Origin of the sequence: Actinoplanes sp. NPDC051851 (assembly GCF_040681165.1) — a bacterium.
Classification (GTDB): domain Bacteria; phylum Actinomycetota; class Actinomycetes; order Mycobacteriales; family Micromonosporaceae; genus Actinoplanes.
Window position 1 is genome coordinate 500,414 of sequence record NZ_JBFAYF010000001.1, and the last position, 24,958, is coordinate 525,371.

The following is a 24,958-nucleotide window of genomic DNA, read 5'->3' on the forward strand; positions in this document are numbered from 1 at the left end:
GTCCCAAGGTCGTACCTGGGGGAGCCCGGGTACTGCCGAAGTTTACGCGACGGTCGCGCAGGTAGGATGGGGCGTCGTGCGCGTACTTCTGATCGGCTCCGGTGGGCGCGAGCACGCGCTCGCCGTCGGGCTAGCCGCCGACCCGTCCGTCGAATTCCTGGCCGCCGCGCCGGGCAACCCCGGGATAGCCTCGGTCGCCGAGCTCCACCCGGTGACGGCCACCGACCCCGCGGCCGTCGCCGCGCTCGCCGTCGAGCTCGGCGCCGACCTGGTCATCATCGGCCCGGAGGCCCCGCTGGTGGCGGGTGTCGCCGATGCCGTCCGGGCCAAGGGGATCGCCTGCTTCGGCCCGAGCGCCGCGGCCGCCCGGCTGGAGGGCTCGAAGGCGTTCGCCAACGAGGTGATGGCCGCCGCCGGGGTGCCGACCGCCCGCTCGTTCGCCTGCTCCACCACGGACGAGGTGCGGGCCGCGCTGGCCGAGTTCGGCGCTCCCTACGTGGTGAAGAACGACGGTCTCGCCGCGGGCAAGGGCGTCGTCGTCACCGATTCACTCGAGGCGGCGCAGCGGCACGCCGAGGAGTGCGGCCAGGTGGTGATCGAGGAGTTCCTGCCCGGTCCCGAGGTCTCGCTCTTCGTGGTCACCGACGGCACCGCGGTCGCCCCGCTGATGCCGGCGCAGGACTTCAAGCGGCTGCGGGACGGCGACGAGGGGCCGAACACCGGCGGGATGGGTGCGTACGCGCCACTGGACTGGGCGCCGGCCGACCTGGTCGAGCGGGTGCTGCGGGAGACCGTCGAGCCGACGCTCGCCGAGATGCGCGAGCGCGGTACGCCGTTCGCCGGGCTGCTCTACGTGGGTCTCGCGCTCACCCCGGACGGCCCGAAGGTGATCGAGTTCAACGCCCGCTTCGGCGACCCGGAGACCCAGGTCGTGCTGGCGCTGCTGGACACGCCGCTGGCCGGGCTGCTGCACGCCGCGGCGACCGGCACGCTGGCCGCGCACCCTCCGCTGGCCTGGAAGGACGGTGCGGCGATCACCGTGGTCGTGGCGAGCCACAACTACCCGGGTACGCCGCGGACCGGTGATGTGATCGAGGGGGCCGAGCGTCCCGGGGTGATCCACGCGGGTACCGCGCGCGATGCCGGGGGCGTCCTGGTCTCGGCCGGTGGGCGGGTGCTCAGCGTGACCGCGATCGGCGCGGATCTGGCGGGGGCGCGGGAGGCGGCGTACGCGCTGGTCGACGGCGTCACGCTGGACGGCGCTCAGTACCGCGGGGACATCGCGCTGAAGGCGGTGCGGGGAGAGATCGTGCTGTAGGGCGTACCGGAGGAGGGGTGTGCCGCCCTTGATCTTGATCTTGGCCGCACACCCCTGATCCATTTACGCCTTGGGGATGTCGAAGAGCTTGGCGATGCTGGCCGCCAGGCTCAGGTCGCCCTTCGCCTTGATCTTGCCGGTCATGAACAGCATCATCGGGTTTCCGTCGCCGGCGACGACCTTGAGGAACGTGAGCGCCTCCATGGTCATGGCGAGCTTCGGCTCGCGGACCGGCTCGCTGGTGACGGTGCAGGCGCCGTTCTCGATCACGGTCTCGTAGGTGTTGCTCGCGCCGTTCGGCCCGGTGATGATCCAGTGGATCACGGCCTGGGTGGAACCCGCCTTCTCGGCGCGGAACAGCGACGGCATCCGGCTGAAGACCTCGTCGAGGATCTTGCCCCGAGCATCCGACGCCATGACCTCGGAGATCTTGGAGTCCGGCGTGGACTTGACGAGCTGAGCGAACTCCTTCGGGCCGATCGCGGAGAGCGCCTCGGGGTTGAATTCAGTCATCAGTGGACCTTTCGGAAAGGACGTCGTGCCTACTCGTCAGTAACCTTAGCGAGAATGCCGCTTCTTCGTGCAGTGTGCCACTCTCCAACAACTGTTGGACGGTGGACTCGGGCGGCACCTAGACTCCCCAACATGTCTTTGGGAGGGGTCGCGCCAGGGGAGCAGGCCGCGCTTCGTGCGCTTGCCCATCCTGTACGCCTTCAGATCATGTCCCTGCTGACGGGGGCCGAGATGACGGCCGCCGACGTGTCGCGGCAGCTGGACATCACGCATGCCAACGCGAGCTACCACCTGCGCAACCTCTGCACCGCCGGCCTGATCACACATGCCGGCGAGGAGAGAATTCGCGGCGGCGTCGCCAAGCGTTACCGCTACGACCCATCCACGGACTCCGGTCCCTTCACCGCCGAGCAGAACAGAGCCTTCTTCCCCGCCGTCGCGGCTGAGCTGTCCCGCCGGTCCGCCGACGGGCGTTGGCCGGGTGTCGGTCTGCTGAGCGATGCGGAGCTGTGGATCGACCCGGAGGCCTGGCACACGTTCCGCGAGCGGATCAGCGAGGCGGTCCACGATCTGCACGCCGTGGCCCGGCCCGCTCGCACCCCGGGCACGGTGCGGACCAGCACGACGGTGGCCCTCTTCGAGATGGAATCGGGGCCGGCGTGAGCGGCGCGCTCGCGCCCTTCCGGCACGCGCCGTTCCGGATGCTGCTGGCCGGGCGGGCGGTCACCACGCTGGGCAACTCGTTCGCCACGATCGCGCTGGCCTTCGCGGTGCTCGACCTGACCGGGTCGGCGCGCGATCTGAGCCTGGTGGTCGGCGCGCGGACGCTGGCCAACGTGCTCGCGGTGCTCTTCGGCGGCGTGCTGGCCGACCGGTTCCCGCGCGGGCGGATGCTGGTCGGCGAGGGGATCGTCGCGACGCTGAGCCAGGGGGCCGTGGCGGCGATGGTGCTCACCGGGACGGCCACCGTTCCGGCGCTGATCGTCTTCTCGGTGATCAACGGCGCCGCGGCGGCGATGGCGTGGCCGGCGACCGCGGCGCTGGTGCCGCAGACCGTGCCGGGTGCGATCCGGCAGCAGGCGATCGCGCTGAACCGGCTGGTCGGCAGCTCCGCCGCGATCGTCGGGTCGCCGCTCGGCGGCGTGGTGGTCGCCGGGGCCGGCGCCGGCTGGGCGATCGCGGCCGATGCGGCCACCTTCGCGATCTCCGCGATCTTCTTCGCCGCCCTGCGCCTGCCCGCTCGGTCCTCTGAGGGAGGAGAGCGGTCCGGTGTGCTGGCCGATCTGCGGGCGGGGTGGTCGGCGTTCTGGTCGCGGAGCTGGCTCTGGGCGGTGGTGGCCGGGTTCTGCGTGATCAACGCGTCCTGGGGCGGCGCGATCCAGGTGCTCGGTCCGGTCGTCGCCGACCAGACCGTCGGCCGTCGGGCGTGGGGACTGATCCTGGCCGCGATGACGGCGGGGATGATGGCCGGCGGAGTGGTGGCGCTGCGTCTCCGGTTGCGGCGGATGCTGTTGGTCGGGGTGGTCGCCACGGGCTTCCTGATGTTCCCGGTGCTCGTTCTCGCCCTTCGGCCGGCCCTGCCCGTGCTGCTGGCGACGATGTTCCTGGCCGGGCTGATGCTGGAGCAGTTCGGTGTGGCGTGGGAGACCACGATGCAGGAGCACGTGCCGCAGGACGTGCTGGCCCGGGTCTACTCCTACGACATGCTGGGATCGCTGCTCGCCGTTCCGCTCGGGGTGACGGCGGCCGGAGCGATGGCCGAGATCACCGGCACCGAGGCGACCCTGATCGGTGCGGCGGTGCTGATCGCCCTCGCGGTGCTTGGCATGCTGGCGAGTCCCGCGGTCCGTACCCTGCGTCACCAGCTGCCGGAGGCGCATCCACGGCCCGTGGAAGAATCAGTGCCGTGACCATCCCGAACGTGCTTGCCGCCCGCTATGCCTCCGCCGAACTCGTCACGCTCTGGTCCCCGGAGGAGAAGATCCGGATGGAGCGCCGGCTCTGGCTGGCCGTCCTGAGGGCCCAGCGTGACCTCGGCGTGGCCGTCCCCGAGGGCGCCGTCGAGGCGTACGAGTCGGTGCTCGACCAGGTCGACCTCGCCTCCATCGCGGCCCGTGAGCGGGTCACCCGCCACGACGTGAAGGCGCGCATCGAGGAGTTCTCCGAGCTCGCCGGCTTCGAGCAGATCCACAAGGGAATGACCTCCCGCGACCTCACCGAGAACGTGGAGCAGCTGCAGGTCCGCGCGTCGCTGGAGCTGATCCGCGGCCGCGTGATCGCCACGCTGACCCGGCTCTCCGCGCTCGCGGTGGAGCACTCCGACCTGGTGCTGACCGGCCGGTCGCACAACGTGGCGGCGCAGGCCACCACGCTCGGCAAGCGGTTCGCCTCGGCGGCCGAGGAGCTGCTGATCGCGTACGAGCGGCTGGACGACCTGATCGGCCGCTACCCGCTGCGCGGCGTCAAGGGCCCGGTCGGCACCGCGGCCGACCAGCTCGACCTGCTCGACGGCGACGAGGAGAAGCTGGCGCGGCTGGAGGCGAAGGTCGCCGAGCACCTCGGCTTCGCCCGGGTGCTGAACAGCGTCGGCCAGGTCTACCCACGCTCGATCGACTTCGACGTGGTCTCGGCGCTGGCCCAGATCGTCGCCGGCCCGTCCTCGCTGGCCACCACGATCCGCCTGATGGTCGGCCAGGAGCTGGTCACCGAGGGTTTCAAGCCGGGCCAGGTCGGCTCGTCGGCGATGCCGCACAAGATGAACACCCGGTCGTCGGAGCGGGTCAACGGCCTCGCCGTGATCGTCCGGGGTTACCTCTCCATGGTCGGCGAGCTCGCCGGCGACCAGTGGAACGAGGGCGACGTCTCCTGCTCGGTGGTCCGCCGGGTCGCGCTGCCGGACGCGTTCTTCGCCGCCGACGGGCTGTTCCAGACCTTCCTCACCGTGCTGGACGAGTTCGGGGCGTACCCGGCGGTGATCGCCCGCGAGCTGGACCGGTTCCTGCCGTTCCTGGCCACCACCAAGATCCTGGTCGCGGCGGTGCGCAAGGGCGTCGGCCGCGAGGTGGCGCACGAGGTGATCAAGGAACACGCGGTCGCCGTGGCCCTGGCCATGCGGGAGAAGGGCGTCGCGGTGAACGACCTCTTCGACCGCCTCGCCGACGACGGCCGGCTGCTGCTCACCCGGGCCGAGATCGACACGCTCGTGGCCGACCGGGCGGCCTTCGTCGGCGCGGCGCCCGCCCAGGTGCGTGCGATCGCCGACCGGGTCGCGGAGATCGCCGCCCGGCACCCGGAGGCCGCCGGATACGCCCCCGCACCGATCCTCTAAGGCCTAGTTTGCCTGCTCAACGCCGTCCGGAGTCGGCCGCCCGACAGCGGCCGCCGACCCGGGTGGATGGTTGACCAGGTAGGCTTCGCGTGCTTACACCTATCAGTCAGGAGTGCCCGTGGCTCGCGTCGTGGTCGACGTCATGCTCAAGCCGGAGATCCTGGATCCGCAGGGTCAGGCGGTGGCGAATGCGCTGCCCCGGCTCGGCGTCACCGATGTCTCCTCTGTTCGTATCGGCCGACGGATCGAGATCGATTTCGCTGGCGAACCCGATCTGGATCGGGCTCGCGAGATCGCCGACAAGCTGCTCGCCAACCCGGTGATCGAGGACTTCGACATCCGGGTCGTCGAGGGCACCGTCGCGGCGGAGGTCGCCTGACCATGCGGATCGGTGTGGTGACCTTCCCCGGCTCGCTGGACGACGGGGACGCCGCCCGCGCCGCCCGGATCGCCGGTGCCGAGGCCGTCCGCCTCTGGCACGGTGACCCGGATCTGCACGGGGTCGACGCCGTGGTCCTGCCCGGCGGTTTCTCGTACGGCGACTACCTCCGCTGTGGTGCCATCGCCCGGTTCGCCCCGGTGATGGAGTCGATCATCGACGCGGCGCGCGGCGGTCTGCCCGTTCTGGGCATCTGCAACGGCTTCCAGGTCCTCTGCGAGGCGCACCTGCTGCCCGGCGCGCTGACCCGGAACCAGCATCTGCACTTCCGTAACCGGGACCAGTGGCTCAAGGTCGAGGCGACCAACACCGCCTGGACCAGCGCGTTCGCGCCCGGCCAGGAGATCCTCATCCCGGTCAAGAACGGCGAGGGCTGCTTCGTGGCCGATCAGCCGACGCTGGACAAGCTCGAAGCCGAGGGCCGGGTGATCGCGCGCTACATCCGCGGCAACCCGAACGGTTCGCAGCGGGACATCGCCGGCATCACCAACGAGGCGGGCAACGTCGTCGGCATCATGCCGCACCCGGAACACGCCGTGGAGGCGCTGACCGGCCCGTCGCTCGACGGCCTCGGCTTCTTCACCTCCGTTCTGCGGGCCCTGGCGGGGTCGGCCGCAGGCGGTCAGCTCGCAGGGGGACAGCAGTGACGACGCAGCAGACCGAGCCGCAGAAGGGCGGGTCCACCGGCTTCGCCGCGACCGACGTCCTGGTCAACGAGTTCCACGACGGCCCGGACACTGTGCAGGACGCCGAGCAGTCGCCGGACGAGCTGCAGCCGCACGCCGAGCTGGGCCTGAAGGACGACGAGTACGCGAAGATCCGCGAGATCCTCGGCCGGCGGCCCACCGCCTCCGAGCTCGCGATGTACTCGATCATGTGGAGTGAGCACTGCTCGTACAAGTCGAGCAAGGTGCACCTCAAGCAGTTCAGCGAGAAGGCCCCGCAGAACACCCGGATGCTGGCCGGCATCGGGGAGAACGCGGGCGTGGTGCAGATCTCCGACGAGATCGCCGTCACGTTCAAGGTCGAGTCGCACAACCACCCGAGCTACGTGGAGCCGTACCAGGGCGCCGCGACCGGCGTCGGCGGCATCGTCCGGGACATCCTCGCGATGGGCGCCCGCCCGATCGCGGTGATGGACCCGCTGCGCTTCGGCGCGGCCGACCACCCGGACACCGCCCGCGTGCTGCCCGGCGTGGTCGCCGGCATCGGCGGCTACGGTAACTGCCTGGGCCTGCCGAACATCGGTGGCGAGATCGTCTTCGACCCGTGTTACCAGGGCAACCCGCTGGTCAACGCGCTGAGCATCGGCATCCTGCCGGTATCCCGGCTGCAGAAGAAGGAAGCCACCGGCACCGGCAACATCGTCGTCCTGCTCGGGGCGCGGACCGGCCGGGACGGCATCGGCGGGGTCTCCGTGCTGGCGTCCGCCACCTTCGACGAGGAGGCCGAGCAGCGCCGCCCGTCGGTGCAGGTCGGCGACCCGTTCATGGAGAAGCTCCTGATCGAGAGCTGCCTGGAGCTGTACGACGCCGGCCTGGTCTCCGGCATTCAGGACCTCGGTGGCGCCGGCCTGACCTGCGCGCTCACCGAGACCGCCGCCGCGGCCGGCACCGGCATGCGGGTCTGGCTGGAGCGGGTGCCGCTGCGCGAGGCGTCGATGTCGCCGACCGAGATCCTGGCCAGCGAGTCGCAGGAGCGGATGCTCCTGATCGTCACGCCGGAGAACCTCGCCGCGGTGCTCAAGGTCGCCGAGAAGTGGGGTGTCTGGGCCACCGCGATCGGCGAGGTCACCGCGCCCGCCGAGGACGGCACCCCGGGCCGCCTGCTGATCACCTGGAACGACCACGTCGTGGTGGACGTGCCCCCGGGCTCGCTCGCCGACGACGGTCCGGTCTACCACCGGCCGTTCCGCGAGCCGAACGACGTGATGCTGCTCCAGGCCGACCGTGCCGAGACGCTGCCGCGGCCGTCGACCGGTGACGAGATCCGGGCCACCGTGCTGCGGATGATCGCCTCGCCGAACCTGTGCGACAAGACCTGGGTGACCGAGCAGTACGACCGCTACGTGCTCGGCAACACCGTGCTGGCCCAGCCCGAGGACTCCGGCGTGATCCGGCTCGACGAGGAGACCGGCCTCGGGGTGGCGCTCTCGGTGGACGGCAACGGGCGGTTCGCCCGGCTGGACCCGTACGAGGGCGCCCGGCTCGCGCTCGCGGAGGCGTACCGGAACGTCGCCGTGACCGGCGCCGAGCCGGTGGCGGTGACCGACTGCCTGAACTTCGGCTCCCCCGAGGACCCGACCGTGATGTGGCAGTTCTCCGAGGCCACCCGTGGTCTCGCGGACGGCTGCCTGCAGCTGGGCACCCCGGTGACCGGCGGCAACGTCAGCTTCTACAACCAGACCGGTGCCGCGGCGATCCACCCGACCCCGGTGGTCGGCGTGCTCGGCGTCTTCGACGACGTCGCCCGGCGGATCCCGATGGGCTTCCCGAAGCCCGCGAAGGCCGGCGGCGACCTGCTCTTCCTCCTCGGCGAGACCCGCAACGAGCTCTCCGGCTCGGAGTGGGCCTGGGTGACCCACAACCACCTCGGTGGCAAGCCGCCCAAGGTCGACCTCGCGGCGGAGCAGGCGCTCGGTGTGGTGATGGCGAAGGCGTCCAAGGCCGGTCTGGTCTCCGCGGCGCACGACCTCTCCGACGGTGGCCTCTCCCAGGTTCTGGTGGAGAGCTGCCTGCGGTACACGGTCGGCGCGACGGTGACCCTGCCGGAGGACGGCAACTCGCCCTTCGTCCACCTCTTCAGTGAGTCGGCGGGTCGTGCCCTGGTGGCGGTTCCGCTCGGCCGGGAGAAGGCGTTCGTCGCGCTGGCCGCCGAGCACGGCGTGCCCTGTGCCCAGATCGGCGTCACCTCCGAGGAGGCGGAGCTGCGGGTGACCGACCAGTTCGCCATCCCGCTGGAGGAGCTGCGCACCGCGTTCTCCGGGACGCTGCGCGAGCTCTTCGGCGGCCCGGCGGAGAGCGGCCCGGGCTCGGCACCGATCTCGGTCGAGCTGGAGATCAAGTAAGCGACAGGGGAGACCGGCCCGCCGGTCTCCCCTTTTTCATGCCCTTCATGGAACTGAAAAGGCCCCGCGCGATGCGCGGGGCCTTTCTCGTCCTACCGGTGGTCAGTCGTCCCAGTTGTTGTGACGCTGCTGGCCGTTCTGACCGTTCTGGCCATTCTGACCGTACGTCCCACCCTGCTGCTGCTGGCCGTACGCGCCCTGCTGGCCGTAGCCACCGTTGTTCTGCTCGTACCCGGCCTGCTGCTGGCCGCCGTACTGGCCGCCGCCCTGCTGCTGGTCGTAGCCCTGGTTGCCGTAGCCGCCCTGGTCGTAGCCGCCCTGCTGGCCGTAGCCACCCTGGTCGTACCCGCCCTGGTCGTAGCCACCCTGCTGCTGACCGCCGTAGTTGCCGCCGCCGTACTGGCCGCCGCCCTGCTGCTGGTCGTAGCCCTGCTGGCCGTAGCCACCCTGCTCGTACCCGCCGCCGTACTGGCCGTTCTGGTCGCCGTAGCCACCGTTGTCCGGCTGGTACATGCTGGTGTGCTCGTCGTACCGCTGCTGCTGCTCGGGCTGGTACATGCTGGTGTGCTCGTCGTAGCCCTGCTGGCCCTGGTCGTAGCCGCCGGCCTGGGTCGCACCGTACGCGCTGGTCTGGTACCCACCCTGCTGCTGGCCGTACTGGCCGCCCTGCGCGCCGTACTGACCGCCGCCCTGGTTGTCCCACTGGTTGCCGGCACCGGCGAAGGCACCGGGTGCCGGGGCGGGCGCACCGTACGGGTCCGGGAACTCGTCGTCCATCGGGGCGGCCGGGCCCGAGCGGTGGATCATGGTGGGGGCGTCACCGAGGCCACCGGCACCGGCGACCATGGTGGCGTCCGCGCCGCGGCCCGCACCCACCGGCGCGGCGACCCGGGTGGCGTCGTTGAAGCCACCGGCCGGACGCGGGGTCATGCCGCCCGCACCGGCGCCGACACCCGCGCCGTCCTCGTCGTCGTTCTCGTTCTCGGCGTTCTTACGTCGCATCCAGACCAGGACCATCGCGCCGACACCGGCCGCGACGAGCAGACCGCCCATCACGATCAGGAGCCACGAGGAGCCGCCCTCGCCGTCGCCCGAGGTGTTCTCGGTGTCGGGGTCGGTGGCCGCGTCGGTGGTGTCCTCCTCGGTGGTCTCCTCGACCAGACCGCTCTCACCGTCGTCGGTCGCGGTGGCACTCGCCGAGGCGCTGGCCGACGCGGTCGCCGAGGTGGTCGCCGCGGCGATCGCCTTCAGCGTGATCGAGGCGGTGACGCTCTTGCCCGCCGTGCCGCTCACCGTGGTCGTCGCGGACTTGTAACCGTCCAGCGTCGCACCGACCGTGATCGAGCCCGCCGAGATCGGGGAGCTGTCCGACGAGGTGAAGGAGAACCCGCCGTCGGAGTTCGTGGTGGTGGAGTACGTGTGGCCGCCGCTGTCCTTCATCGCGACCGCGGCACCGGAGAGCCGGTTGCCGTCGCCGTCCTTCACCTTGCCGGATACCTGCCGCACGGTGGTCGGCTTGGCCGGTCCGTTGACGGTGATCGTCTGGGTGTCGGAGGAGCTCTCGCCGTCGGCGTTCGTCGCGGTGACGGTGACCGTCACGCTCTTCGTGGCACCGGCGCTGACGGTCGGAGCCGTGAGGGTCGCGTTGAACGAGGAGCTTCCGTTCGGCTCGATGCGCTTCGAGGGGCTGCAGTCACCGCTGCACGTCAGACCGCTCACCTTGATGCTGATGGTGTTGTCGGTGTCGGTAGCCCCATCGATGGACCCCGGGTTACTTACGGTGTACTGCATGGTTACAGTACTCGCAGAGTCGACCTCGGTCGACGAGAGCGAATCGATCTGCACGGAGGGTGGGTCCGCCAGAGCTGCTGTCTGTACGCCGGCCACCAAGCCTGCGACCAGCGCCAAGAACGCACCGGCCTGAACAGTCCGGCCTCGCAGGTGCGTTGTCACGTCCACCACCTTCCGTGTCGCGCGGTCCCCGGTTTCGGGTGCCGGTGAGATCCCGCGACTTGTACGCCGTCGGCAACTATGCCTTGTCACACGTCTTTTGCGCGACCCAGGGGCGCGTACCGTTGTGAACGGCACGGGTCGTATCGTCCCGCTATGTCGCCTGAGCACAATAAATCCGAGTCGGTGGCCGAGGCGTTGGACGCGCTGGACCACGGTGTCCAACCTGACCGTCCGGTGCTCCGAGACGCCGTCCGAGCACTGCTGACCGAGTTGTCCCAACGCGCACCTGGCCGTTCGGTGGAGGTGCGGATTCCACCTTTCGGTGCGATTCAGTGCGTCCCCGGTCCACGGCACACCCGTGGCACACCGCCCAATGTGGTCGAAACGGATCCTGTGACATGGCTGCTCGTGGCCACCGGGCGTCTGGCGTGGGCCGACGCGGTCGCCGACGGGCGCCTCCGGGCCAGCGGAATCCGTACCGATCTCAGTGGGTACCTGCCCCTGGGCGGAGAATGACGCCAGGTTGTGTGCCCGTGGGCTCGCGTACACTAGGCGGTCGGAGCGGACGGAGTTCGAGCAGATCAGCTCTATCGAGCACAGCTCTATGACGAGCACAGCGCTTCGAGCAGTTCGAGCAGATCCGACATGAGGGAGCGAGCAGGTGCCCCGAGGCGACGGCCGTTTGACCGACGATCTCGACCCCCAGGAGCGCGGCCCCCAGGACGCCTGTGGCGTCTTCGGTGTCTGGGCGCCCGAGGAAGAGGTCGCCAAACTCACCTACTTCGGGCTCTACGCACTACAACACCGAGGTCAGGAAGCAGCCGGCATCGCGGTGAGCGACGGCTCCGGCGTGGTGGTCTACAAGGACATCGGCCTGGTCTCCCAGGTCTTCGACGAGCCGACCCTGGCGAGCCTCCGCGGCCACCTGGCGATCGGCCACGCGCGCTACTCCACCACCGGCGGATCCAACTGGGAGAACGCGCAGCCCACGATCCGCGCGACCCCGGCCGGTACGACGATCGCGCTGGCGCACAACGGCAACCTGGTGAACACCGCCGAGCTCGCCAAGGAGGTCGCCGACCGCGGCCTCGAGGTGGGCGACGCCACATCCGACACCGCTCTGGTCACCACGCTGCTCGCCGGCCGCCCGGACCTCTCGGTCGAGGCCGCCGCGATCGAGCTGCTGCCGACCCTGCGCGGTGCCTTCAGCTTCGTCTTCATGGACGAGCACACCCTCTACGCCGCCCGTGACCCGCAGGGCGTCCGCCCGCTGGTGCTGGGCCGGATGGAGCGCGGCTGGGTGGTCGCGAGCGAGACCGCGGCGCTGGACATCACCGGCGCCAGCTTCGTCCGCGAGGTCGAGCCGGGCGAGATCATCGCGATCGACGAGCACGGCCTGCGTTCCTCGCGGTTCGCGGCCCCGGAACCCAAGGGCTGCCTCTTCGAGTACGTGTACCTCGCCCGCCCGGACACCACGATCGCCGGCCGGAACATCTACTCGGCCCGGGTCGAGGTGGGCCGCCGTCTCGCCAAGGAGCACCCGGTCGAGGCGGACCTGGTGATCGGCGTGCCGGAGTCGGGTATCCCGGCCGCGATCGGCTACGCGGAGGCCTCCGGTATTCCGTACAGCGCCGGCTTCATGAAGAACGCGTACGTCGGCCGGACCTTCATCCAGCCCTCGCAGACCATCCGTCAGCTCGGTATCCGGCTCAAGCTGAACCCGCTGCGCGAGGTGGTCCGCGGCAAGCGGATCGTGGTCATCGACGACTCGATCGTCCGGGGCAACACCCAGCGGGCCCAGATCCGGATGCTGCGCGAGGCCGGGGCGCTCGAGGTGCACGTTCGCATCTCCTCGCCGCCGGTGAAGTGGCCGTGCTTCTACGGCATCGACTTCGCGACCCGGGCCGAGCTGATCGCGAACGGTCTGGAGATCGACGGCATCCGCCGCTCGATCGGCGCCGACAGCCTCGGCTACGTCTCGCTGGACAACCTCGTCCAGGCGACCGAACAGCCGAAGTCCCGGCTCTGCATGGCCTGCTTCGACGGTGAGTACCCGATCGAGCTGCCGACCGGTGACCTGATCGGCAAGCACGTGCTCGAGGGCGTCGGCAAGCGCGCGGCGAGACCTTCCGCGGCCACCGAGGCGGCGGTCGCCGAGCTCGAGACCGGCTACGAGACCCGGGAGTACGCGGACGGCCACTCGGCACCGGTGCCGCTGGTGGCCAGTCCCGGCGGCGCGACCGCGCTGCACCACCCGTGACCTGATCAACTTCAGACTCTCTGCCACTTAACGCAGAACCACTAAGGGGAGAACCGTGACGCACGTGTCCGAGCGCAGCAGTGCCGGATCCAACGGTGCCGAGGGCGGCGGCGACCGCCAGCTGTGGACGGCCGGCGCCCGCCCTGGAGCGCGTAAGCGCTCGGCCACGTACGCGGACGCGGGTGTCTCCATCCACGCGGGGGACCGCGCGGTCGAGCTGCTGAAGTCCAAGGTGAAGAAGACCACCCGGCCCGAGGTGATCGGTGACCTGGGCGGCTTCTCCGGCCTGTTCCGGCTCAACGCCCAGAAGTACAAGAGCCCGATCCTGGCGTCCTCCACCGACGGCGTCGGCACCAAGCTGGTGATCGCCCAGCAGCTCGACATCCACGACACCATCGGCATCGACCTGGTCGCCATGGTCGTCGACGACCTGGTCGCCTGCGGTGCCGAGCCGCTCTTCCTGCTCGACTACATCGCCTGCGGCGAGGTCGTCCCGGACAAGGTCGCCGAGATCGGCGCCGGCATCGCCGACGGCTGCCGGTACGCCGGCTGCGCCCTGCTCGGTGGCGAGACCGCCGAGCACCCCGGCGTGTTGCGCCCGGACGAGTACGACGTCTCCGCGACCGGCGTCGGCGTGGTGGAGGAGAGCGAGATCCTCGGCCCGCAGAAGGTCGAGGTCGGCGACGCGGTGATCGCGATGCGCTCCTCGGGCCTGCACTCCAACGGCTACTCCCTGGTCCGGCACGTGCTGCTCGGCGCCGGCCGGATGCGGCTGGACACCGTGGTCGACGACTTCGGCAACCAGCGCACCCTCGGCGAGGAGCTGCTCACCCCCACCAAGATCTACGCCAAGGACTGCCTCGGCCTGATCGAGGAGACCGACGTCCGGGCGTTCTCGCACGTCACCGGCGGCGGCATCCCCGGCAACCTGGTCCGGGTCCTGCCCGAGACGATGGACGCCGTGGTGGACCGCTCCACCTGGCGCCCGCAGCCGATCTTCGACCTGATCCAGGCGAAGGGTCGGATCGAGGACTCCGAGATGGAGGCCACCTTCAACATGGGCGTCGGCATGTTCGCGATCGTCTCGTCCGACGACGCCGACCGGGCGATGGCCTACCTCACCGGCCGCGGCGTCGAGGCGTGGCAGGTCGGCGAGGTGCTGGAGGGCACCGGCCAGGTGCAGATGATGGGTTCGTACACCCGCGGCTGAACCTGTGGAATCACCTGTGTGCCAGGTAAGAGATCAATCAGTGCTGGTCCGCGAGCCTGGTTCGCGGTAGCTCGAACGTGAAATGATCCGTGTGTGCTGATGTCCGGCACATACGGATCTTTTCGCATAGTGGGTAGACAGCTGGGCCTAGCCTGAGTCAGTCACGGGTGCCGCAACGGGAGGTGCGCGATGGCGGAGGCGTGGAGCGGGATGCGGGGCATCTCGGCGGTGCCCGGATACGTCGTCATGCAGCCGACTACTCTGTGCAATCTGGCCTGCGGGTACTGCTACCTACCGTTTCGCCGGGAGAACCGGAAGATGCCGGTCGCGGTCGCCGAGGCGGTCGCGGCCGAGGTCGCCGACTTCGCCCGCGATGACCGCTTCTCCGTGGTCTGGCACGGCGGTGAGCCGCTCGCCGCCGGTACGGCTCACCTGGGTGCCCTCTTCGCGCCGTTCGGCACCGGAGTGGAGCACCACGTGCAGACCAACGCGACGCTGATCGACGACGCGTGGTGCGAGTTCTTCCTCGCCCACGACGTCCGGGTCAGCGTCAGCGTGGACGGCCCGCGCGAGCGCAACGGCGATCGGGTGGACCGGGGCGACAAGCCGGCCTACGACCTGATCATGAAGGGGATCGGGGCGCTGCGCCGGCACGGCATCCCGTTCTCCACCCTCTGCGTGGTGAGCGACCCCCGCCCCGGCGTCGCCACCGAGCTGTACGAGTTCTTCCTCGGCCTCGGCTGCGAGGTGCTCGGCATCAACGTGGAGGAGCTCGAGGGCGTGAACCTGCGGACCAACCGGCACGACCCGGCCGCGGTGACCGCCTTCTGGGCCGAGCTGGTCGGCGCCTGGCGCCGTGACCCCCGGATCCACCTGCGCGAGATCGAGTGGTCCCTGCGGTACGCCGCGGCCGTCCTGGACGGCACGGCGGACGGGCTGCTGCCCCGGCGGCTGGATCCGATCCCGACCATCGCGCAGGACGGCTCGGTGGTCCTGCTCTCGCCCGAACTGGCCGGCTTCCACGACCCCCGGTACGGCGATTTCACCAGTGGCAACGTGCTGACCGCGCCGCTGCGGGAAATCCTCTCCACGGCCGCGGAGACGCCGTGGATAGGGGAGTTCCTGCGCGGGATAGAGGGCTGCCGCCGTTCGTGCCCGTACTTCGGCTTCTGCGGCGGGGCGCACGCGGCCAACCGCTACTTCGAGCACGGCAGGTTCGACGTCACCGAGACGGATCACTGCCGCAACAGCAAGATTCGCCTACTGGAGGGAGTGTTGGACCATGCCCGAGATCACCAGGCCACGGCCGTCTGAGAACGTGGGGACGGACCCGGTGACGGCACGCGTGCACGACACTCGGGACGGCCTGGCCGCACTCATCGCGGAGGCGGAAGCGGCCCGTGGGCAGCGCGCCGAGGAGACACCGCAGAACGGCGGCTCGGCGGTCTGCGCCTGGAACCACTTCGAGAACATCCCAACGTTCTACAACTGGAACAACCGGCCTCGCTGAGAAGCGGAGGCGGAGAGGTGGTTGGTCCCAGCCCACGCGGACAGAGGCCCGCGTGGGCTTCGGTTGTAACCGTTAGGAGTTGGTGACCACGACACACGGGAGCACGCGGGGTCAGTCCGCGTGCCCTGTGCAGTACGGGTCAAAGCCGCCTTGGAGGCGACCAGGAATCCTGGTCGTCGTCAGCGTCATCCTCGTCATCGTCGACGAACTCTTCGTTGTCGTCGTCGAAATGACGGTCGGACTGGCGTGTACCCGCCAGTTCGCGCTGCAAGGCGGTGAGGTCGGTGTTCGGGGAGTGATACTTCAACTCCCGGGCCACCTTCGTCTGCTTGGCCTTAGCACGGCCGCGCCCCATGGCTCGACCCCCTCGCACAGAATTCGGGGCAGCCCGAAGGCGGGCCCCGATGACGTCAGGCATCTCTCGTGGGTCTTACGGTACATGGACGACGCCGTGTTCGGCACCTCGGGTTGCGTGTGACACTGCCGCGCGTCGCGGTTCTCTTGCTCCACGGGTCGCGCGGCAGTCACTGATCGGTCTCAGCCGAGGTAGATCGCCCGCAAACGGCCGACCTCCGCCATCCTCCGTTCGGCCAGCCGATCGGCGGCCACGGCGGGCGGCACCCCCTCGTCGCCGGCGAGCTGGAGGATGCGCCGGGTGGTCTCCAGGATCCCGGTGGCGCGGAGCTTGGCCCGTTCGAAGTTGAAGCCCTGGATCTCGTCGGCCACCTGGATGACGCCGCCGGCGTTCACCACGTAGTCCGGGGTGTAGAGGATGCCGCGGTCGTCGAGGAGCTTGCCGATGCCGGGGTGGGCCAGCTGGTTGTTGGCGCCGCCGGTCACCACCCTGGCCCGCAGCGCCGGGACGGTCTCGTCGTTCAGGGCGCCGCCGAGGGCGCAGGGCGCGTACACGTCGATGTCGGCGGAGATCAGCGCGCTGGTGTCGGCGACCAGGTGGATACCGGGGTGGGTGGTGCGGGCCCAGTCCAGCGCCGTCGCGCTGACGTCGGTGGCGACCACCGTGGCGCCGTCGTCGAGCAGGTGGCCGGCGAGGTACTTGCCGACCTTGCCGAGGCCCGCGATGCCGACCGTGCGGCCCTTCAGGGTGGGACTGCCCCAGGTGTGCTCGGCCGCGGCCCGCATGCCCTGGAAGACGCCCCAGGCGGTGAGCACCGACGAGTCGCCGGCGCCGCCGTGCTCGATGCTGCGGCCGGTCACATACCGGGTCTCCCGGGCGACCACGTCCATGTCCGGTACGTAGGTGCCGACGTCGCAGGCGGTGTAGTAGCGGCCCTTCAGCGACTCCACGAAGCGGCCGTAGGCGCGCAGCAGGGCCTCGGACTTGGTGGTGGCCGGGTCGCCCCAGATGACAGCCTTGCCGCCGCCCAGGTCCAGCCCGGCGAGGGCGTTCTTGTACGCCATCCCCCGGGACAGCTTCAGCACGTCCGCGAGAGCGGCTTCCTCGTTCTCGTACGGGTAGAAGCGCGTGCCGCCGAGCGCGGGCCCGAGCGCGGTCGAGTAGATGCCGATGATCGCCTTGAGGCCGGTCACCCGGTCCTGGCAGAAGACGACCTGTTCGTGTCCGCTGGCCTCGTTGCCGTCGGTGTCGAACACACCCATCGCTGTTCTCCTGATTCTCCTGTGTGGGCCTTCGTGGGGCCCGTCCCCGGTGGGATACGCCGGACAATGCGAGCTTATGCCCGGCCCCGCCCCGGTCCGGGTGGGCGAATGGCACGGCGATTACGCCCGCGCGGGAAGTTCCACTCGGCCGATTTCGTGAAAGGATCGCGCCGTGCCGTCACTGTTCGCGTCGTACCTACGGGTTTACGAGCCGCTGACCGCCTTCGACCGGGACCGGCAGGTCTTCTGGCGCCGGTATGCGAAGGAGGGCCGCGATCTCGGTCCGGTCGAGGGGCCGGTCCGTCAGCGCACCGCCGTGCTGGAGGCGCTCGGCGCGGGCTGGACCCGCCTGCCCGACCTGCCCGATGAGGCGTACGTCCTGGAGTGGGAGAACGCGCTGCTGATCTGCCCGTGGAACCTGCGCCTGCGGGTGGCCGAGGCGGCTCTGAACGCGCGGGACGGCGTGCCCGCCGTGCTCGCCGACGCCTTCGTCCCGCCGGTGCTGGCCGGCCAGGCGAAGGCCGTGGTGGAGGACTGGCGCAGCGGCGCGAAGGTGCTGGAGCAGGGCGTGCCGCGGGTGCACGAGCAGATCGCCACGTGGGGTGTGCCGCTGCGCTGGTTCGCCTTCGTGGACCTGGACGAGCGGGAGATCGCGCTGACCGGCCGCCGCCGGATGCTGCGGTACCGCACCGAGATCTCCAAGGCCCGCCGCCGGGCGCACCGTGCGGTGTCGGTGCTCCGCAAGGCGCTGGGCGACGCGCCGATCACCGAGGCGGTCGAGGAGGGCACCCGATGGCTGGAGGAGTTCCATCCGCGGTCGGTGGTCGAGCTCGACTACGGCGGCCTGGTAAACCTCCTTCCGGAGGACACCCTCACTTCGGATGATTCCCCCGGACTGGTGGCTGCCGGACTTTCGGCACTTTCTCGCGGTGACGCTGAGTCAGCGAGCGAGGCCTATGAGAAGTTGACCGCCCGCTGGCGCGCGGTGGCTCTTCTCGAACGAAGCAACTGAGCTGCGAAAATAGGACAGACGCGTACGTAATTCATCGACGAACACTCACATGAGAGCGCTCCCGAGGCGAATACTCTTCGTAATCGCCAATCCGCGAAGCGTGATAATCGGACTAAACGCGGCACTATCTGGCGTAGAAAACACGCAAAAATCGGGCATGCTTCATCCGTCTATCTGGGGACGTTCGTCCGTTCGGCCCATGTCGGACATCGGGGACTAGCCGGACCATGAGAGACGCACCGGCCGGCGGGACCCCGGCCGATGTTTTTAGGTACCTGTGGAGGAGTGACCGATGGCATCGCGTACGCACGATCCTGAGCCGCTACTAACGCCGGCCGAGGTGGCGTCGATGTTCCGTGTCGACCCGAAGACCGTCACCCGGTGGGCCAAGGCGGGCAAGCTCAGCGCTATCCGCACGTTGGGTGGCCACCGTCGCTACCGGGAGTCGGAAGTTCGTGCCCTGCTGCAGGGGCAGATTCCCACGCAGCGTCAGGGTGACTGAACAGTCGACTGAGATCGTTGCAAGGGGCGAGCGCTGGGGAAGGCGATCGCCCCTTCTTCGTTTCCCGTTCTTTTCCTAGATCAACGACGGGCCGGCCGGTGGGACACGGCCGGTTCGCACATCAGCTGACGAGTACGGCGACCGTGCCGTCGGCACCCCGGCGTAGCCGGCTGCCGAGCATGGTCAGGCGGCCCATCAGGCCGTACTTCCGCTTGAGCGTCGCGCCCACCCGGTGCAGATCGGCCGCGTCGCCGAGCCGGGCGGTGGCCTCCATCGCCTCGCCGGCGGGAGTGCCGCGCACGTCGCAGGGGGCGACGGTGACCCGGCCGCTGTTGCGGATCCGCTTCACCTTGCCGCTGTCCGCCACGGTCCAGAACGCCAGGCCGTCGCCGTCCGGCACCACCCAGAGCGGGGTCGCGACCGCGCGCCCGTCCCGGCGGAACGTGGTGAGCAGGACATACTTTTGCGAGCCCAGTTGCTCCAGCGCGGTCATGCCTCAAGAGTAATGACCATGGAACAGCCGACGATCGGCGACGCCTTCGGCGACATGATCACAGACGCGTACGCGGTACGGACCGGCATCGGTCCCCGGCCCCTGGCGGGAGGACGACTACCCCGCCCGGTGATCGAGGTGATCGAGCGGGACGACGGGCTGATCAACGGCGCCCCGGCGGACCACTACCTGGACGAGCCGGACGCCTGGCAGCCGCACGACCACCGCGCGCTGCGCCTCTGCCGGGGCCACGTGCTCGACATCGGGGTGGGCGCCGGCCGGATCGCGATCGAACTGCAGAGCCGCGGGATGGCGGTGACCGGCCTGGACACCTCGCGGGGCGCCATCGAGGTGTCCCGCCGGCGCGGCCTGCGGGACACCGTGCTCGCCACCGTGGACGAGTACGCCCGGGCCGCCGCGCGGTACGACACGTTCCTGCTGCTCGGCAACAACCTCGGCCTGCTGGAGAGCCGGGAGCGGGCGCCGGTGATGCTGGACGCGCTGGCCCGGCTGGCCAACCCGGGCGCCCGGATCCTGGCCCAGGGCGCGGACCCGTACGGGACGAGCGACCCGGTGCACGTCGGCTATCACGAGCGGAACCGGGCCCGGGGGCGCTTCGGCGGTCAGCTGCGGCTGCGGCTGCGCTACCGGATGGTCGCCAGCGAGTGGTTCGACTACCTGAACTGCTCGGCCGAGGAGTTGGAGACGCTGGTGGCGGGCACGCCCTGGCGCCTCACGTCGATCGACGACCGGGACCGCCCCTACTACCTTGCGGTCATGGAGTTGATGCGATGACCCTCACCTCACGGCAGGTCCGGCTCAGCCGCCGGATGTCCCTGGTGCTGCGGCACCGCCCGGAGACCGCCGGGCTGACCCTCGACGCGAACGGCTGGGTGCCGGTCGCGGATCTCCTCGCGGCGCTCGGCATCGGCCGGGCCGAGCTTGACGTGGTGGTGGCGGAGAACGACAAGTCCCGGTTCGCGATCACCGCCGGGCCGGACGGCGTGGAGCGGATCCGGGCCAGCCAGGGGCACTCCCGGCGGGTCGCGGTCGACCTGGATCTGCCGCCGGCCACCCCGCCCGAGGAGCTCTACCACGGCACCCCGCGGCAGAACCTGGAGTCGATCCTGCGCGACGGACTGCGACCGCGCAGCCGGCACCACGTACACCTCTCCGCCGACGTGCCCACCGCGATCCGGGTGGGCCGGCGGCGATCGGCCGACGTCGTGGTCCTCGCGGTCGCGGCCGGAGCCCTGGCGGCCGAGGGCCACGTCTTCCACCGGAGCGAGAATGGGGTTTGGCTTACCTCAGTCGTGCCCTCCGCGCGTCTTTCGGTAAAACGGACAAATCCGTAATCTGCCAGGTTGATCGTCCATCCACAGTGGCCTTACCCCTCGATCGCCGGACGGCACCCGCGATGCCTCGTTAGCGTGGACGAATGGGGACGGTCACGCGGCGTCAACTCACCGATCTCCCCAGCACACCCGGACTGATCATCGCGCTCGTTCTCGTCGCGATCCTCGCGGCGCTCTCCTTCGGCCTGCCGGCGGTGGACCGGGCTGTCTCGGCCCAGCGACCGGTGCGCGCCGGCGAGCCGTACCGGGTCGGTGCCGGGGTGTCCGTGGTGCCACCACCCGGCGCCACGCTGGACGTCACCGGCACGCGGCCGGGCGACGATCGCGGCACCGCTCTCTTCCGGATCGGCGCGGTGCGGTACGCCATCGCCGTCCAGCCCTTCGACGGCGACCTGACCGCGGCCGCCGTCCGGCTCCGTCAGCGCATCACCGGCACCTCCGGGTATCAGGTGACCGGCACCCAGCTGGCCGTCTCCACCGCCGGCGGGCTGGCCGGCCTGCAGGGTGGATACACCGCCGGCGACCGCGGTGGCCGGTACGCCGTTTTCGTCGCGCACGGCCTGACCATCGAGGTCACCGTCAGCGGCGGCGACCTCGACCTGGGCCGCAGCCTCCCGACCATCGACGCCAGCACCAAGACCCTGCGCTACGAGGGGACCCGATGAGTGATCCGGTGCGTCCCGGGGCCTCCCGGGCGGCGGCCTTCGCGCGCAACCCCGCGTTCTGGGTGGTGATCCTGCTGCTGGCGGTCGGTGCGGTCCGGATGTCGCAGATCCTCGCGCGGTTCCTGGAGGCGTTCCCGATCGCCACGGTCGCCGCCATCGGCCTCTTCGGGCTGCTCGCCATCCCGTTCTGGCTCTTCGTCTCCGAGCTCGACTTCCTGGAGCGCGAGCCGGCCGGGCTGATGTCGGTCGCGTTCGCCTGGGGCGGCCTGGTTGCCACCAGCGTCTCCATTCCGGCCAGCACCGCGCTGGAGAACCTGATCGCCAAGATCGGCTCACCCAGCCTGGCCGCCGAGTGGGGTGCCGCGCTCGCCGGTCCCAGCGTCGAGGAGATCGCCAAGACCCTCGGCGTGGTGGCGATCGTGCTGATCGCCCGCTCGCAGGTGAACAGCGTGCTGGACGGTGTCGTCTACGGCGCCCTGGTCGGCCTCGGCTTCCAGATCGTCGAGGACGTCGTCTTCGCGATCGGCGCCGTCGCGCTGGCCGGGCAGGGCGATCAGATTCAGCCGGTGGTCACCACGTTCCTGGTGCGCGGCTTCCTCGCCGGGGTCTGGAGCCACACCCTCTTCGGTGCGCTGGCCGGCGCCGGCATCGGCTACCTGGTGGTCACCACCGACCGCGGCCGCGCCCACCGGATCATCATGGCCGGGCTGGCGCTCTTCGGTGCCTGGGCCTCGCACGTGCTCTGGAACTCGCCGCTCTTCCGCGAGGGCCTCGGCAACGGCGCGGTGGCGCTGCTGGCCGTGCTGGTCTTCAAGGGCCTGCCACCGCTGCTGCTCATCCTCTACCTGGTGCGCCGTGCGCACGACCGGGAGGCGGCCTACTACGTCGCGCAACTGGCATCGCTGCGCGATCCCGAGCTGATCACCGTCGGGGAGCTGCGTGCGCTCGGCTCCGGCTCCCGTCGTGCGGCGGCCCGGCGGCATGCCGCGGCCTCGGCGGGTCGTCAGGCCCGGGTTCGGGTACGGCGGCTCCAGCGTGCCCAGGCCCGGCTCGCCGTCGAGCTCAGCCGCGCGTCCGCCGGCTCCACCGAACGGCCCGACGGCCGGCACCACGACGACGTCCGGGAGCAACGTGCGGCGCTGGTGGCACTCGGGCACCCCGAGGCCGTGGAGGGTGTCCACTCCTGGCGGCACACCGCCTCCACGGTCGGGACGACCGCCGTGGCGATCGCGGTGCTCTGGGTCGCTCTCTCCGCTCTCGGCGGAGGCTGAGCGCGGGTCAGACCTGCGGGGGCAGACCACCGTCGCCGTCGACCACGGTGTCCGGGGTGCCGTCCTCGTCGAGGTCGACCATGGTGATGTCGACCTTGCCGTCGCCGTCGGTGTCGAACTGGTACAGGTCGGGCTTGCCGTCGCCGTCGGTGTCGGAGACCCAGACGTCGGTCTTTCCATCGCCGTTGGCGTCGCTGGTGATCAGGTCGACCCGGCCGTCGCCCCGGGTCTCCACGTTCTCCTGCGGCTCGCTCATGGGTTTCCTCCCCTTGCTGCCTCAGCCGGATCTTCCGGCGCAACGGCCACATGCATACCCGATCCGCGCAAGCGCCAGTCCTGCGGGCTGTGACGGGTATCGCTGGTCGTGCCTCCGGCCAGGGGTAACGTACGCCGTCGTGGATATAGCGGAAGACGGCACGCAGCACCTGTTCACCTCGAACGGCGGCGGTGCGGCGGCCGAGCGGATGGGCATCAAGATCACTGAGGCCACGGCCGAGCGGGTGGTCGGCACGATGCCGGTCGAGGGCAACACCCAGCCGTACGGTCTTCTGCACGGTGGCGCGTCCTGCGTTCTGGCCGAGACGCTCGGCTCGGTCGGTGCGGTGCTGCACGGGCAGACCGTGGACCGGCCGTTCGCGGTCGGCGTGGACATCAACGCCACCCACCACAAGGCGGCCCGCTCCGGGCTTGTGACCGGGATCGCGGTGCCGGTGCACCGGGGGCGCGCGGTCGCCACATACGAGGTGGTCATCGAGGACGAGTCCGGTGACCGGGTCTGCACGGCGCGTATCACCTGTCTGCTGCGTGGTGCCTGAAATCGCCGTGTAGGTGAGCTTTCCTTGACGCTTCCGCGTACGGTTTTCTCCGTGACCGACGTACCACAGCACGCATTCGACGACGCGGCGCAGATCCTCACGTGCGCGCTCAGCGGTGACAGCGATGCTGTGGCCGACACCTTCGACGCCCTGGTCGACCGGGAGGGCGTCATCGGCGCCTGGGACGTCGCCTGGTGCCTCGCCGCCACCATGGTGGGGCAGGTGCCCGGGCGCGGCGCCTGGACGCTGGAGTTCCCCGGCATCGACGAGGCGCGATACGACAAGCGCTGGGTCGCCCGTTTCGTCAGTGCCTATGTGAACGGCGACTTCCCGACGGGCGAGGCCCTCTTCGGTGCCGCCATCGCCGACGGTCAGCTGCCGAGCTGCCTCCTGGCGCTGGCGGGTTCCACCGTCGCGACCCTGCGTCACAGGGCAGCCTGAGAGCACGTAGCTCGTACATGAAAACCGACGGCCTGCTGGCCCGCGTGCGCAAGCTGCTCGCCATGGCCGAGGATCCGGCCTGTACGCCGGGCGAAGCCGAGGCGTTCACTATCAAGGCCGCCGAGCTGATCGCCAAGTACGGTGTCGACCAGGCGATGCTCGCCGCCGAGGACCCGGCGGCGGACCCGGTGGGCGATCGGATCGTCGTCGTCGTGCCGCCCTACGCGAGGGATAAGGCCGGGCTGCTCGCGGCGGTGGCCGCACCACTGCGCTGTCGCGTGGTGCACCTGGAGCGCGGCGGGACGGCGCGCAGTCACCTCTTCGGTCACGAGGCCGACCTGGCCCGGGCCGAGCTGCTCTTCACCTCACTGCTGGTGCAGGCCGCGCACGCGCTCGCCACCTCGCCGGTGCCGTGGGGCGAGCACCCGGCGGCCTACCGGCGGTCCTGGCTGGTCGGGTACACCGAGGCGATCCGGGCGCGACTCTGGGAGGCCGAGCGTTCCGCCGTGGCCGAGACGCCCGGCGCGGAGCTCGTGCTGGTGGACCGGACCGACCTGGTCGAGCGGAAACGGGACGAGGTGTACCCACGACTGGCGAAGCTGCCACCTCGCCGGCTACAGGGCAGTGGCCGTCTGCGGGGGTACCGGGCCGGTCAGACGGCCCACCTCGGCGGCGACTCCGAGGTCACTGCTTCTTGAGGTACAGGGCCTTCGCATACTGGGTCGCGGCGGCGACGTTGTACATGGACGCCTGGGTCATGAAGAACTGGTTGTCGGCGATGGCGCGAGCGGCCGGTGCCGACCCGGACCAGCGGATGTCGGCCTCCACCTCGGACAGGCCACGCGCCTTGAACTGCCGGTGCATCGCGATTCTGCCCTTGCGGAAGGCCTCGCTCGCCTCCTCGGCGTTCTTCATGCAGGCGAGAGCCTTCTCGGTGAAGGCCTCAGCCAGGTTGTAGGCGCCCTGCTCGTCGTCGTTCGTGAAGCTCTGCACGGTGTCGTGCCTCCTCACCACTGGTGACCGATCCAGACACTTTCACCGACAGTAGCCCCGCGTTCAAGTGCCGGGCCTGCCGTTGTTCACGTACCTCCACTCTGGAGGATCGCGTTGTCGGCTTGTTGTTCCAGTGAAGTTGGTCGAACGGATGAGGTGCGTCGGAACGGTACCGTTCTAACATCGGTGTTCGGCG

General features: G+C 70.2%; 28 protein-coding genes. 21 read left to right on the forward strand and 7 right to left on the reverse strand.

The genetic code is table 11. The features are described from left to right. Nucleotides 1-76 precede the first annotated feature (76 nt). On the forward strand, nt 77-1,318 hold the full coding sequence (gene purD / locus AB0M08_RS02315; RefSeq protein ID WP_364486994.1) for a phosphoribosylamine--glycine ligase: 1,242 nt from the start codon (nt 77-79) through the stop codon (nt 1,316-1,318). Between the two features lie 63 nt (nt 1,319-1,381). Here purD and AB0M08_RS02320 read toward each other — a convergent pair whose 3' ends face one another. After that, the gene (locus AB0M08_RS02320) at nt 1,382-1,831 is read right to left on the reverse strand and encodes an SCP2 sterol-binding domain-containing protein (protein WP_364486997.1); all 450 of its coding nucleotides are present in this window, start codon (nt 1,829-1,831) and stop codon (nt 1,382-1,384) included. Between the two features lie 132 nt (nt 1,832-1,963). Here AB0M08_RS02320 and AB0M08_RS02325 point away from each other — a divergent pair, with 132 nt between their 5' ends. From AB0M08_RS02325 to purL, 6 genes are all read left to right on the forward strand, one after another. Then, nucleotides 1,964-2,494 (forward strand): helix-turn-helix domain-containing protein, encoded by a 531-nt coding sequence (locus AB0M08_RS02325; RefSeq protein ID WP_364487000.1) that lies wholly within the window; start codon nt 1,964-1,966, stop codon nt 2,492-2,494. Continuing rightward, the gene (locus AB0M08_RS02330) at nt 2,491-3,741 is read left to right on the forward strand and encodes an MFS transporter (RefSeq protein ID WP_364487002.1); all 1,251 of its coding nucleotides are present in this window, start codon (nt 2,491-2,493) and stop codon (nt 3,739-3,741) included. Before AB0M08_RS02325 ends, AB0M08_RS02330 begins: the two co-directional genes overlap by 4 nt. Further along, nucleotides 3,729-5,159, forward strand: coding sequence for an adenylosuccinate lyase (gene purB, locus AB0M08_RS02335; RefSeq protein WP_364487156.1), 1,431 nt, complete (start codon nt 3,729-3,731; stop codon nt 5,157-5,159). The genes AB0M08_RS02330 and purB overlap by 13 nt, the downstream gene beginning before the upstream one ends. Before the next feature lie 118 nt (nt 5,160-5,277). Further along, nucleotides 5,278-5,538 (forward strand): phosphoribosylformylglycinamidine synthase subunit PurS, encoded by a 261-nt coding sequence (gene purS / locus AB0M08_RS02340; protein ID WP_364487004.1) that lies wholly within the window; start codon nt 5,278-5,280, stop codon nt 5,536-5,538. Next, nucleotides 5,535-6,245: a phosphoribosylformylglycinamidine synthase subunit PurQ gene (gene purQ, locus AB0M08_RS02345; RefSeq protein ID WP_364487159.1), complete on the forward strand. Its 711-nt coding sequence runs from the start codon at nt 5,535-5,537 to the stop codon at nt 6,243-6,245. Before purS ends, purQ begins: the two co-directional genes overlap by 4 nt. Nucleotides 6,246-6,304: 59 nt before the next feature. Next, a complete protein-coding gene (gene purL, locus AB0M08_RS02350; RefSeq protein ID WP_364487162.1) occupies nt 6,305-8,665 on the forward strand; it encodes a phosphoribosylformylglycinamidine synthase subunit PurL in 2,361 nt (786 codons plus the stop codon). Nucleotides 8,666-8,767: 102 nt separating this feature from the next. Here purL and AB0M08_RS02355 read toward each other — a convergent pair whose 3' ends face one another. Beyond that, complete coding sequence (locus tag AB0M08_RS02355) at nt 8,768-10,456, reverse strand: carboxypeptidase-like regulatory domain-containing protein (RefSeq protein ID WP_364487007.1); 1,689 nt, start codon at nt 10,454-10,456, stop codon at nt 8,768-8,770. 315 nt (nt 10,457-10,771) lie between these two features. Here AB0M08_RS02355 and AB0M08_RS02360 point away from each other — a divergent pair, with 315 nt between their 5' ends. The 5 genes from AB0M08_RS02360 to amcA all read left to right on the forward strand — a co-directional run bounded on the left by AB0M08_RS02360 (nt 10,772) and on the right by amcA (nt 15,598). Next, nucleotides 10,772-11,134, forward strand: a complete 363-nt coding sequence (locus tag AB0M08_RS02360) for a sterol carrier family protein (protein WP_364487009.1) — start codon at nt 10,772-10,774, stop codon at nt 11,132-11,134. 145 nt (nt 11,135-11,279) lie between these two features. Further along, nucleotides 11,280-12,878 (forward strand): amidophosphoribosyltransferase, encoded by a 1,599-nt coding sequence (gene purF / locus AB0M08_RS02365; RefSeq protein ID WP_364487012.1) that lies wholly within the window; start codon nt 11,280-11,282, stop codon nt 12,876-12,878. Nucleotides 12,879-12,933: 55 nt separating this feature from the next. After that, nucleotides 12,934-14,088, forward strand: a complete 1,155-nt coding sequence (purM, locus tag AB0M08_RS02370) for a phosphoribosylformylglycinamidine cyclo-ligase (RefSeq protein WP_364487015.1) — start codon at nt 12,934-12,936, stop codon at nt 14,086-14,088. Between the two features lie 210 nt (nt 14,089-14,298). Then, the gene (gene amcB, locus AB0M08_RS02375; protein WP_364487165.1) at nt 14,299-15,402 is read left to right on the forward strand and encodes a cyclophane-forming radical SAM peptide maturase AmcB; all 1,104 of its coding nucleotides are present in this window, start codon (nt 14,299-14,301) and stop codon (nt 15,400-15,402) included. Continuing rightward, on the forward strand, nt 15,371-15,598 hold the full coding sequence (amcA, locus tag AB0M08_RS02380; RefSeq protein WP_364487018.1) for a multiple cyclophane-containing RiPP AmcA: 228 nt from the start codon (nt 15,371-15,373) through the stop codon (nt 15,596-15,598). Before amcB ends, amcA begins: the two co-directional genes overlap by 32 nt. A gap of 139 nt (nt 15,599-15,737) precedes the next feature. Here the strand turns inward: amcA and AB0M08_RS02385 are convergent, their stop codons facing one another. After that, on the reverse strand, nt 15,738-15,953 hold the full coding sequence (locus AB0M08_RS02385; RefSeq protein ID WP_284917959.1) for a DUF3073 domain-containing protein: 216 nt from the start codon (nt 15,951-15,953) through the stop codon (nt 15,738-15,740). 182 nt (nt 15,954-16,135) lie between these two features. Further along, the gene (locus AB0M08_RS02390) at nt 16,136-17,215 is read right to left on the reverse strand and encodes a Glu/Leu/Phe/Val dehydrogenase (protein ID WP_364487022.1); all 1,080 of its coding nucleotides are present in this window, start codon (nt 17,213-17,215) and stop codon (nt 16,136-16,138) included. 172 nt (nt 17,216-17,387) lie between these two features. Between AB0M08_RS02390 and AB0M08_RS02395 the strand changes: the two genes are divergently transcribed. Then, nucleotides 17,388-18,227 (forward strand): hypothetical protein, encoded by an 840-nt coding sequence (locus AB0M08_RS02395; RefSeq protein WP_364487025.1) that lies wholly within the window; start codon nt 17,388-17,390, stop codon nt 18,225-18,227. Between the two features lie 292 nt (nt 18,228-18,519). Then, nucleotides 18,520-18,729 (forward strand): BldC family transcriptional regulator, encoded by a 210-nt coding sequence (locus AB0M08_RS02400; RefSeq protein ID WP_014687221.1) that lies wholly within the window; start codon nt 18,520-18,522, stop codon nt 18,727-18,729. A gap of 121 nt (nt 18,730-18,850) precedes the next feature. Here the strand turns inward: AB0M08_RS02400 and AB0M08_RS02405 are convergent, their stop codons facing one another. Beyond that, nucleotides 18,851-19,222: a PPOX class F420-dependent oxidoreductase gene (locus AB0M08_RS02405; RefSeq protein WP_364487028.1), complete on the reverse strand. Its 372-nt coding sequence runs from the start codon at nt 19,220-19,222 to the stop codon at nt 18,851-18,853. A gap of 12 nt (nt 19,223-19,234) precedes the next feature. On the opposite strand from AB0M08_RS02405, the gene AB0M08_RS02410 reads away from it, so the two are divergent. From AB0M08_RS02410 to AB0M08_RS02425, 4 genes are all read left to right on the forward strand, one after another. Further along, nucleotides 19,235-20,017: a methyltransferase domain-containing protein gene (locus AB0M08_RS02410; RefSeq protein ID WP_364487031.1), complete on the forward strand. Its 783-nt coding sequence runs from the start codon at nt 19,235-19,237 to the stop codon at nt 20,015-20,017. Then, the gene (locus tag AB0M08_RS02415) at nt 20,014-20,577 is read left to right on the forward strand and encodes an RNA 2'-phosphotransferase (RefSeq protein WP_364487034.1); all 564 of its coding nucleotides are present in this window, start codon (nt 20,014-20,016) and stop codon (nt 20,575-20,577) included. Before AB0M08_RS02410 ends, AB0M08_RS02415 begins: the two co-directional genes overlap by 4 nt. 83 nt (nt 20,578-20,660) lie before the next feature. Beyond that, entirely contained in the window at nt 20,661-21,242 is a 582-nt protein-coding gene (locus AB0M08_RS02420) for a hypothetical protein (protein ID WP_364487037.1), read from the forward strand. Continuing rightward, on the forward strand, nt 21,239-22,513 hold the full coding sequence (locus AB0M08_RS02425) for a PrsW family intramembrane metalloprotease (protein ID WP_364487040.1): 1,275 nt from the start codon (nt 21,239-21,241) through the stop codon (nt 22,511-22,513). The genes AB0M08_RS02420 and AB0M08_RS02425 overlap by 4 nt, the downstream gene beginning before the upstream one ends. A 7-nt stretch (nt 22,514-22,520) precedes the next feature. On the opposite strand, the gene AB0M08_RS02430 is transcribed toward AB0M08_RS02425, so the two are convergent. Beyond that, a complete protein-coding gene (locus AB0M08_RS02430; protein ID WP_364487043.1) occupies nt 22,521-22,769 on the reverse strand; it encodes a hypothetical protein in 249 nt (82 codons plus the stop codon). A gap of 208 nt (nt 22,770-22,977) precedes the next feature. On the opposite strand from AB0M08_RS02430, the gene AB0M08_RS02435 reads away from it, so the two are divergent. From AB0M08_RS02435 to AB0M08_RS02445, 3 genes are read left to right on the forward strand one after another with little or no spacing between them, the layout of a single operon-like run. Continuing rightward, nucleotides 22,978-23,328 carry a hotdog fold thioesterase gene (locus AB0M08_RS02435; protein WP_364487168.1) on the forward strand — a complete coding sequence of 117 codons (351 nt, stop codon included), beginning with the start codon at nt 22,978-22,980 and terminating at the stop codon, nt 23,326-23,328. Between the two features lie 51 nt (nt 23,329-23,379). Beyond that, nucleotides 23,380-23,769 carry a hypothetical protein gene (locus tag AB0M08_RS02440; protein WP_364487046.1) on the forward strand — a complete coding sequence of 130 codons (390 nt, stop codon included), beginning with the start codon at nt 23,380-23,382 and terminating at the stop codon, nt 23,767-23,769. Between the two features lie 17 nt (nt 23,770-23,786). After that, nucleotides 23,787-24,467, forward strand: coding sequence for a DUF2786 domain-containing protein (locus AB0M08_RS02445; RefSeq protein ID WP_364487049.1), 681 nt, complete (start codon nt 23,787-23,789; stop codon nt 24,465-24,467). Here AB0M08_RS02445 and AB0M08_RS02450 read toward each other — a convergent pair. After that, nucleotides 24,454-24,762, reverse strand: coding sequence for a hypothetical protein (locus AB0M08_RS02450; RefSeq protein ID WP_364487052.1), 309 nt, complete (start codon nt 24,760-24,762; stop codon nt 24,454-24,456). The two genes, AB0M08_RS02445 and AB0M08_RS02450, sit on opposite strands and share 14 nt — an antisense overlap. Nucleotides 24,763-24,958: the final 196 nt, after the last annotated feature.

Coding starts and splice junctions, on each gene's coding strand:
- AB0M08_RS02320 (WP_364486997.1), bottom strand. CDS start 1,831: ATGACTGAATTCAACCCCGAGGCGCTCTCCGCGATCGGCCCGAAGGAG.
- AB0M08_RS02325 (WP_364487000.1), top strand. CDS start 1,964: ATGTCTTTGGGAGGGGTCGCGCCAGGGGAGCAGGCCGCGCTTCGTGCG.
- AB0M08_RS02355 (WP_364487007.1), bottom strand. CDS start 10,456: ATGCAGTACACCGTAAGTAACCCGGGGTCCATCGATGGGGCTACCGAC.
- AB0M08_RS02360 (WP_364487009.1), top strand. CDS start 10,772: ATGTCGCCTGAGCACAATAAATCCGAGTCGGTGGCCGAGGCGTTGGAC.
- amcB (WP_364487165.1), top strand. CDS start 14,299: ATGCGGGGCATCTCGGCGGTGCCCGGATACGTCGTCATGCAGCCGACT.
- amcA (WP_364487018.1), top strand. CDS start 15,371: ATGCCCGAGATCACCAGGCCACGGCCGTCTGAGAACGTGGGGACGGAC.
- AB0M08_RS02385 (WP_284917959.1), bottom strand. CDS start 15,953: ATGGGGCGCGGCCGTGCTAAGGCCAAGCAGACGAAGGTGGCCCGGGAG.
- AB0M08_RS02390 (WP_364487022.1), bottom strand. CDS start 17,215: ATGGGTGTGTTCGACACCGACGGCAACGAGGCCAGCGGACACGAACAG.
- AB0M08_RS02400 (WP_014687221.1), top strand. CDS start 18,520: ATGGCATCGCGTACGCACGATCCTGAGCCGCTACTAACGCCGGCCGAG.
- AB0M08_RS02405 (WP_364487028.1), bottom strand. CDS start 19,222: ATGACCGCGCTGGAGCAACTGGGCTCGCAAAAGTATGTCCTGCTCACC.
- AB0M08_RS02410 (WP_364487031.1), top strand. CDS start 19,235: ATGACCATGGAACAGCCGACGATCGGCGACGCCTTCGGCGACATGATC.
- AB0M08_RS02415 (WP_364487034.1), top strand. CDS start 20,014: ATGACCCTCACCTCACGGCAGGTCCGGCTCAGCCGCCGGATGTCCCTG.
- AB0M08_RS02420 (WP_364487037.1), top strand. CDS start 20,661: ATGGGGACGGTCACGCGGCGTCAACTCACCGATCTCCCCAGCACACCC.
- AB0M08_RS02425 (WP_364487040.1), top strand. CDS start 21,239: ATGAGTGATCCGGTGCGTCCCGGGGCCTCCCGGGCGGCGGCCTTCGCG.
- AB0M08_RS02430 (WP_364487043.1), bottom strand. CDS start 22,769: ATGAGCGAGCCGCAGGAGAACGTGGAGACCCGGGGCGACGGCCGGGTC.
- AB0M08_RS02435 (WP_364487168.1), top strand. CDS start 22,978: ATGGGCATCAAGATCACTGAGGCCACGGCCGAGCGGGTGGTCGGCACG.
- AB0M08_RS02445 (WP_364487049.1), top strand. CDS start 23,787: ATGAAAACCGACGGCCTGCTGGCCCGCGTGCGCAAGCTGCTCGCCATG.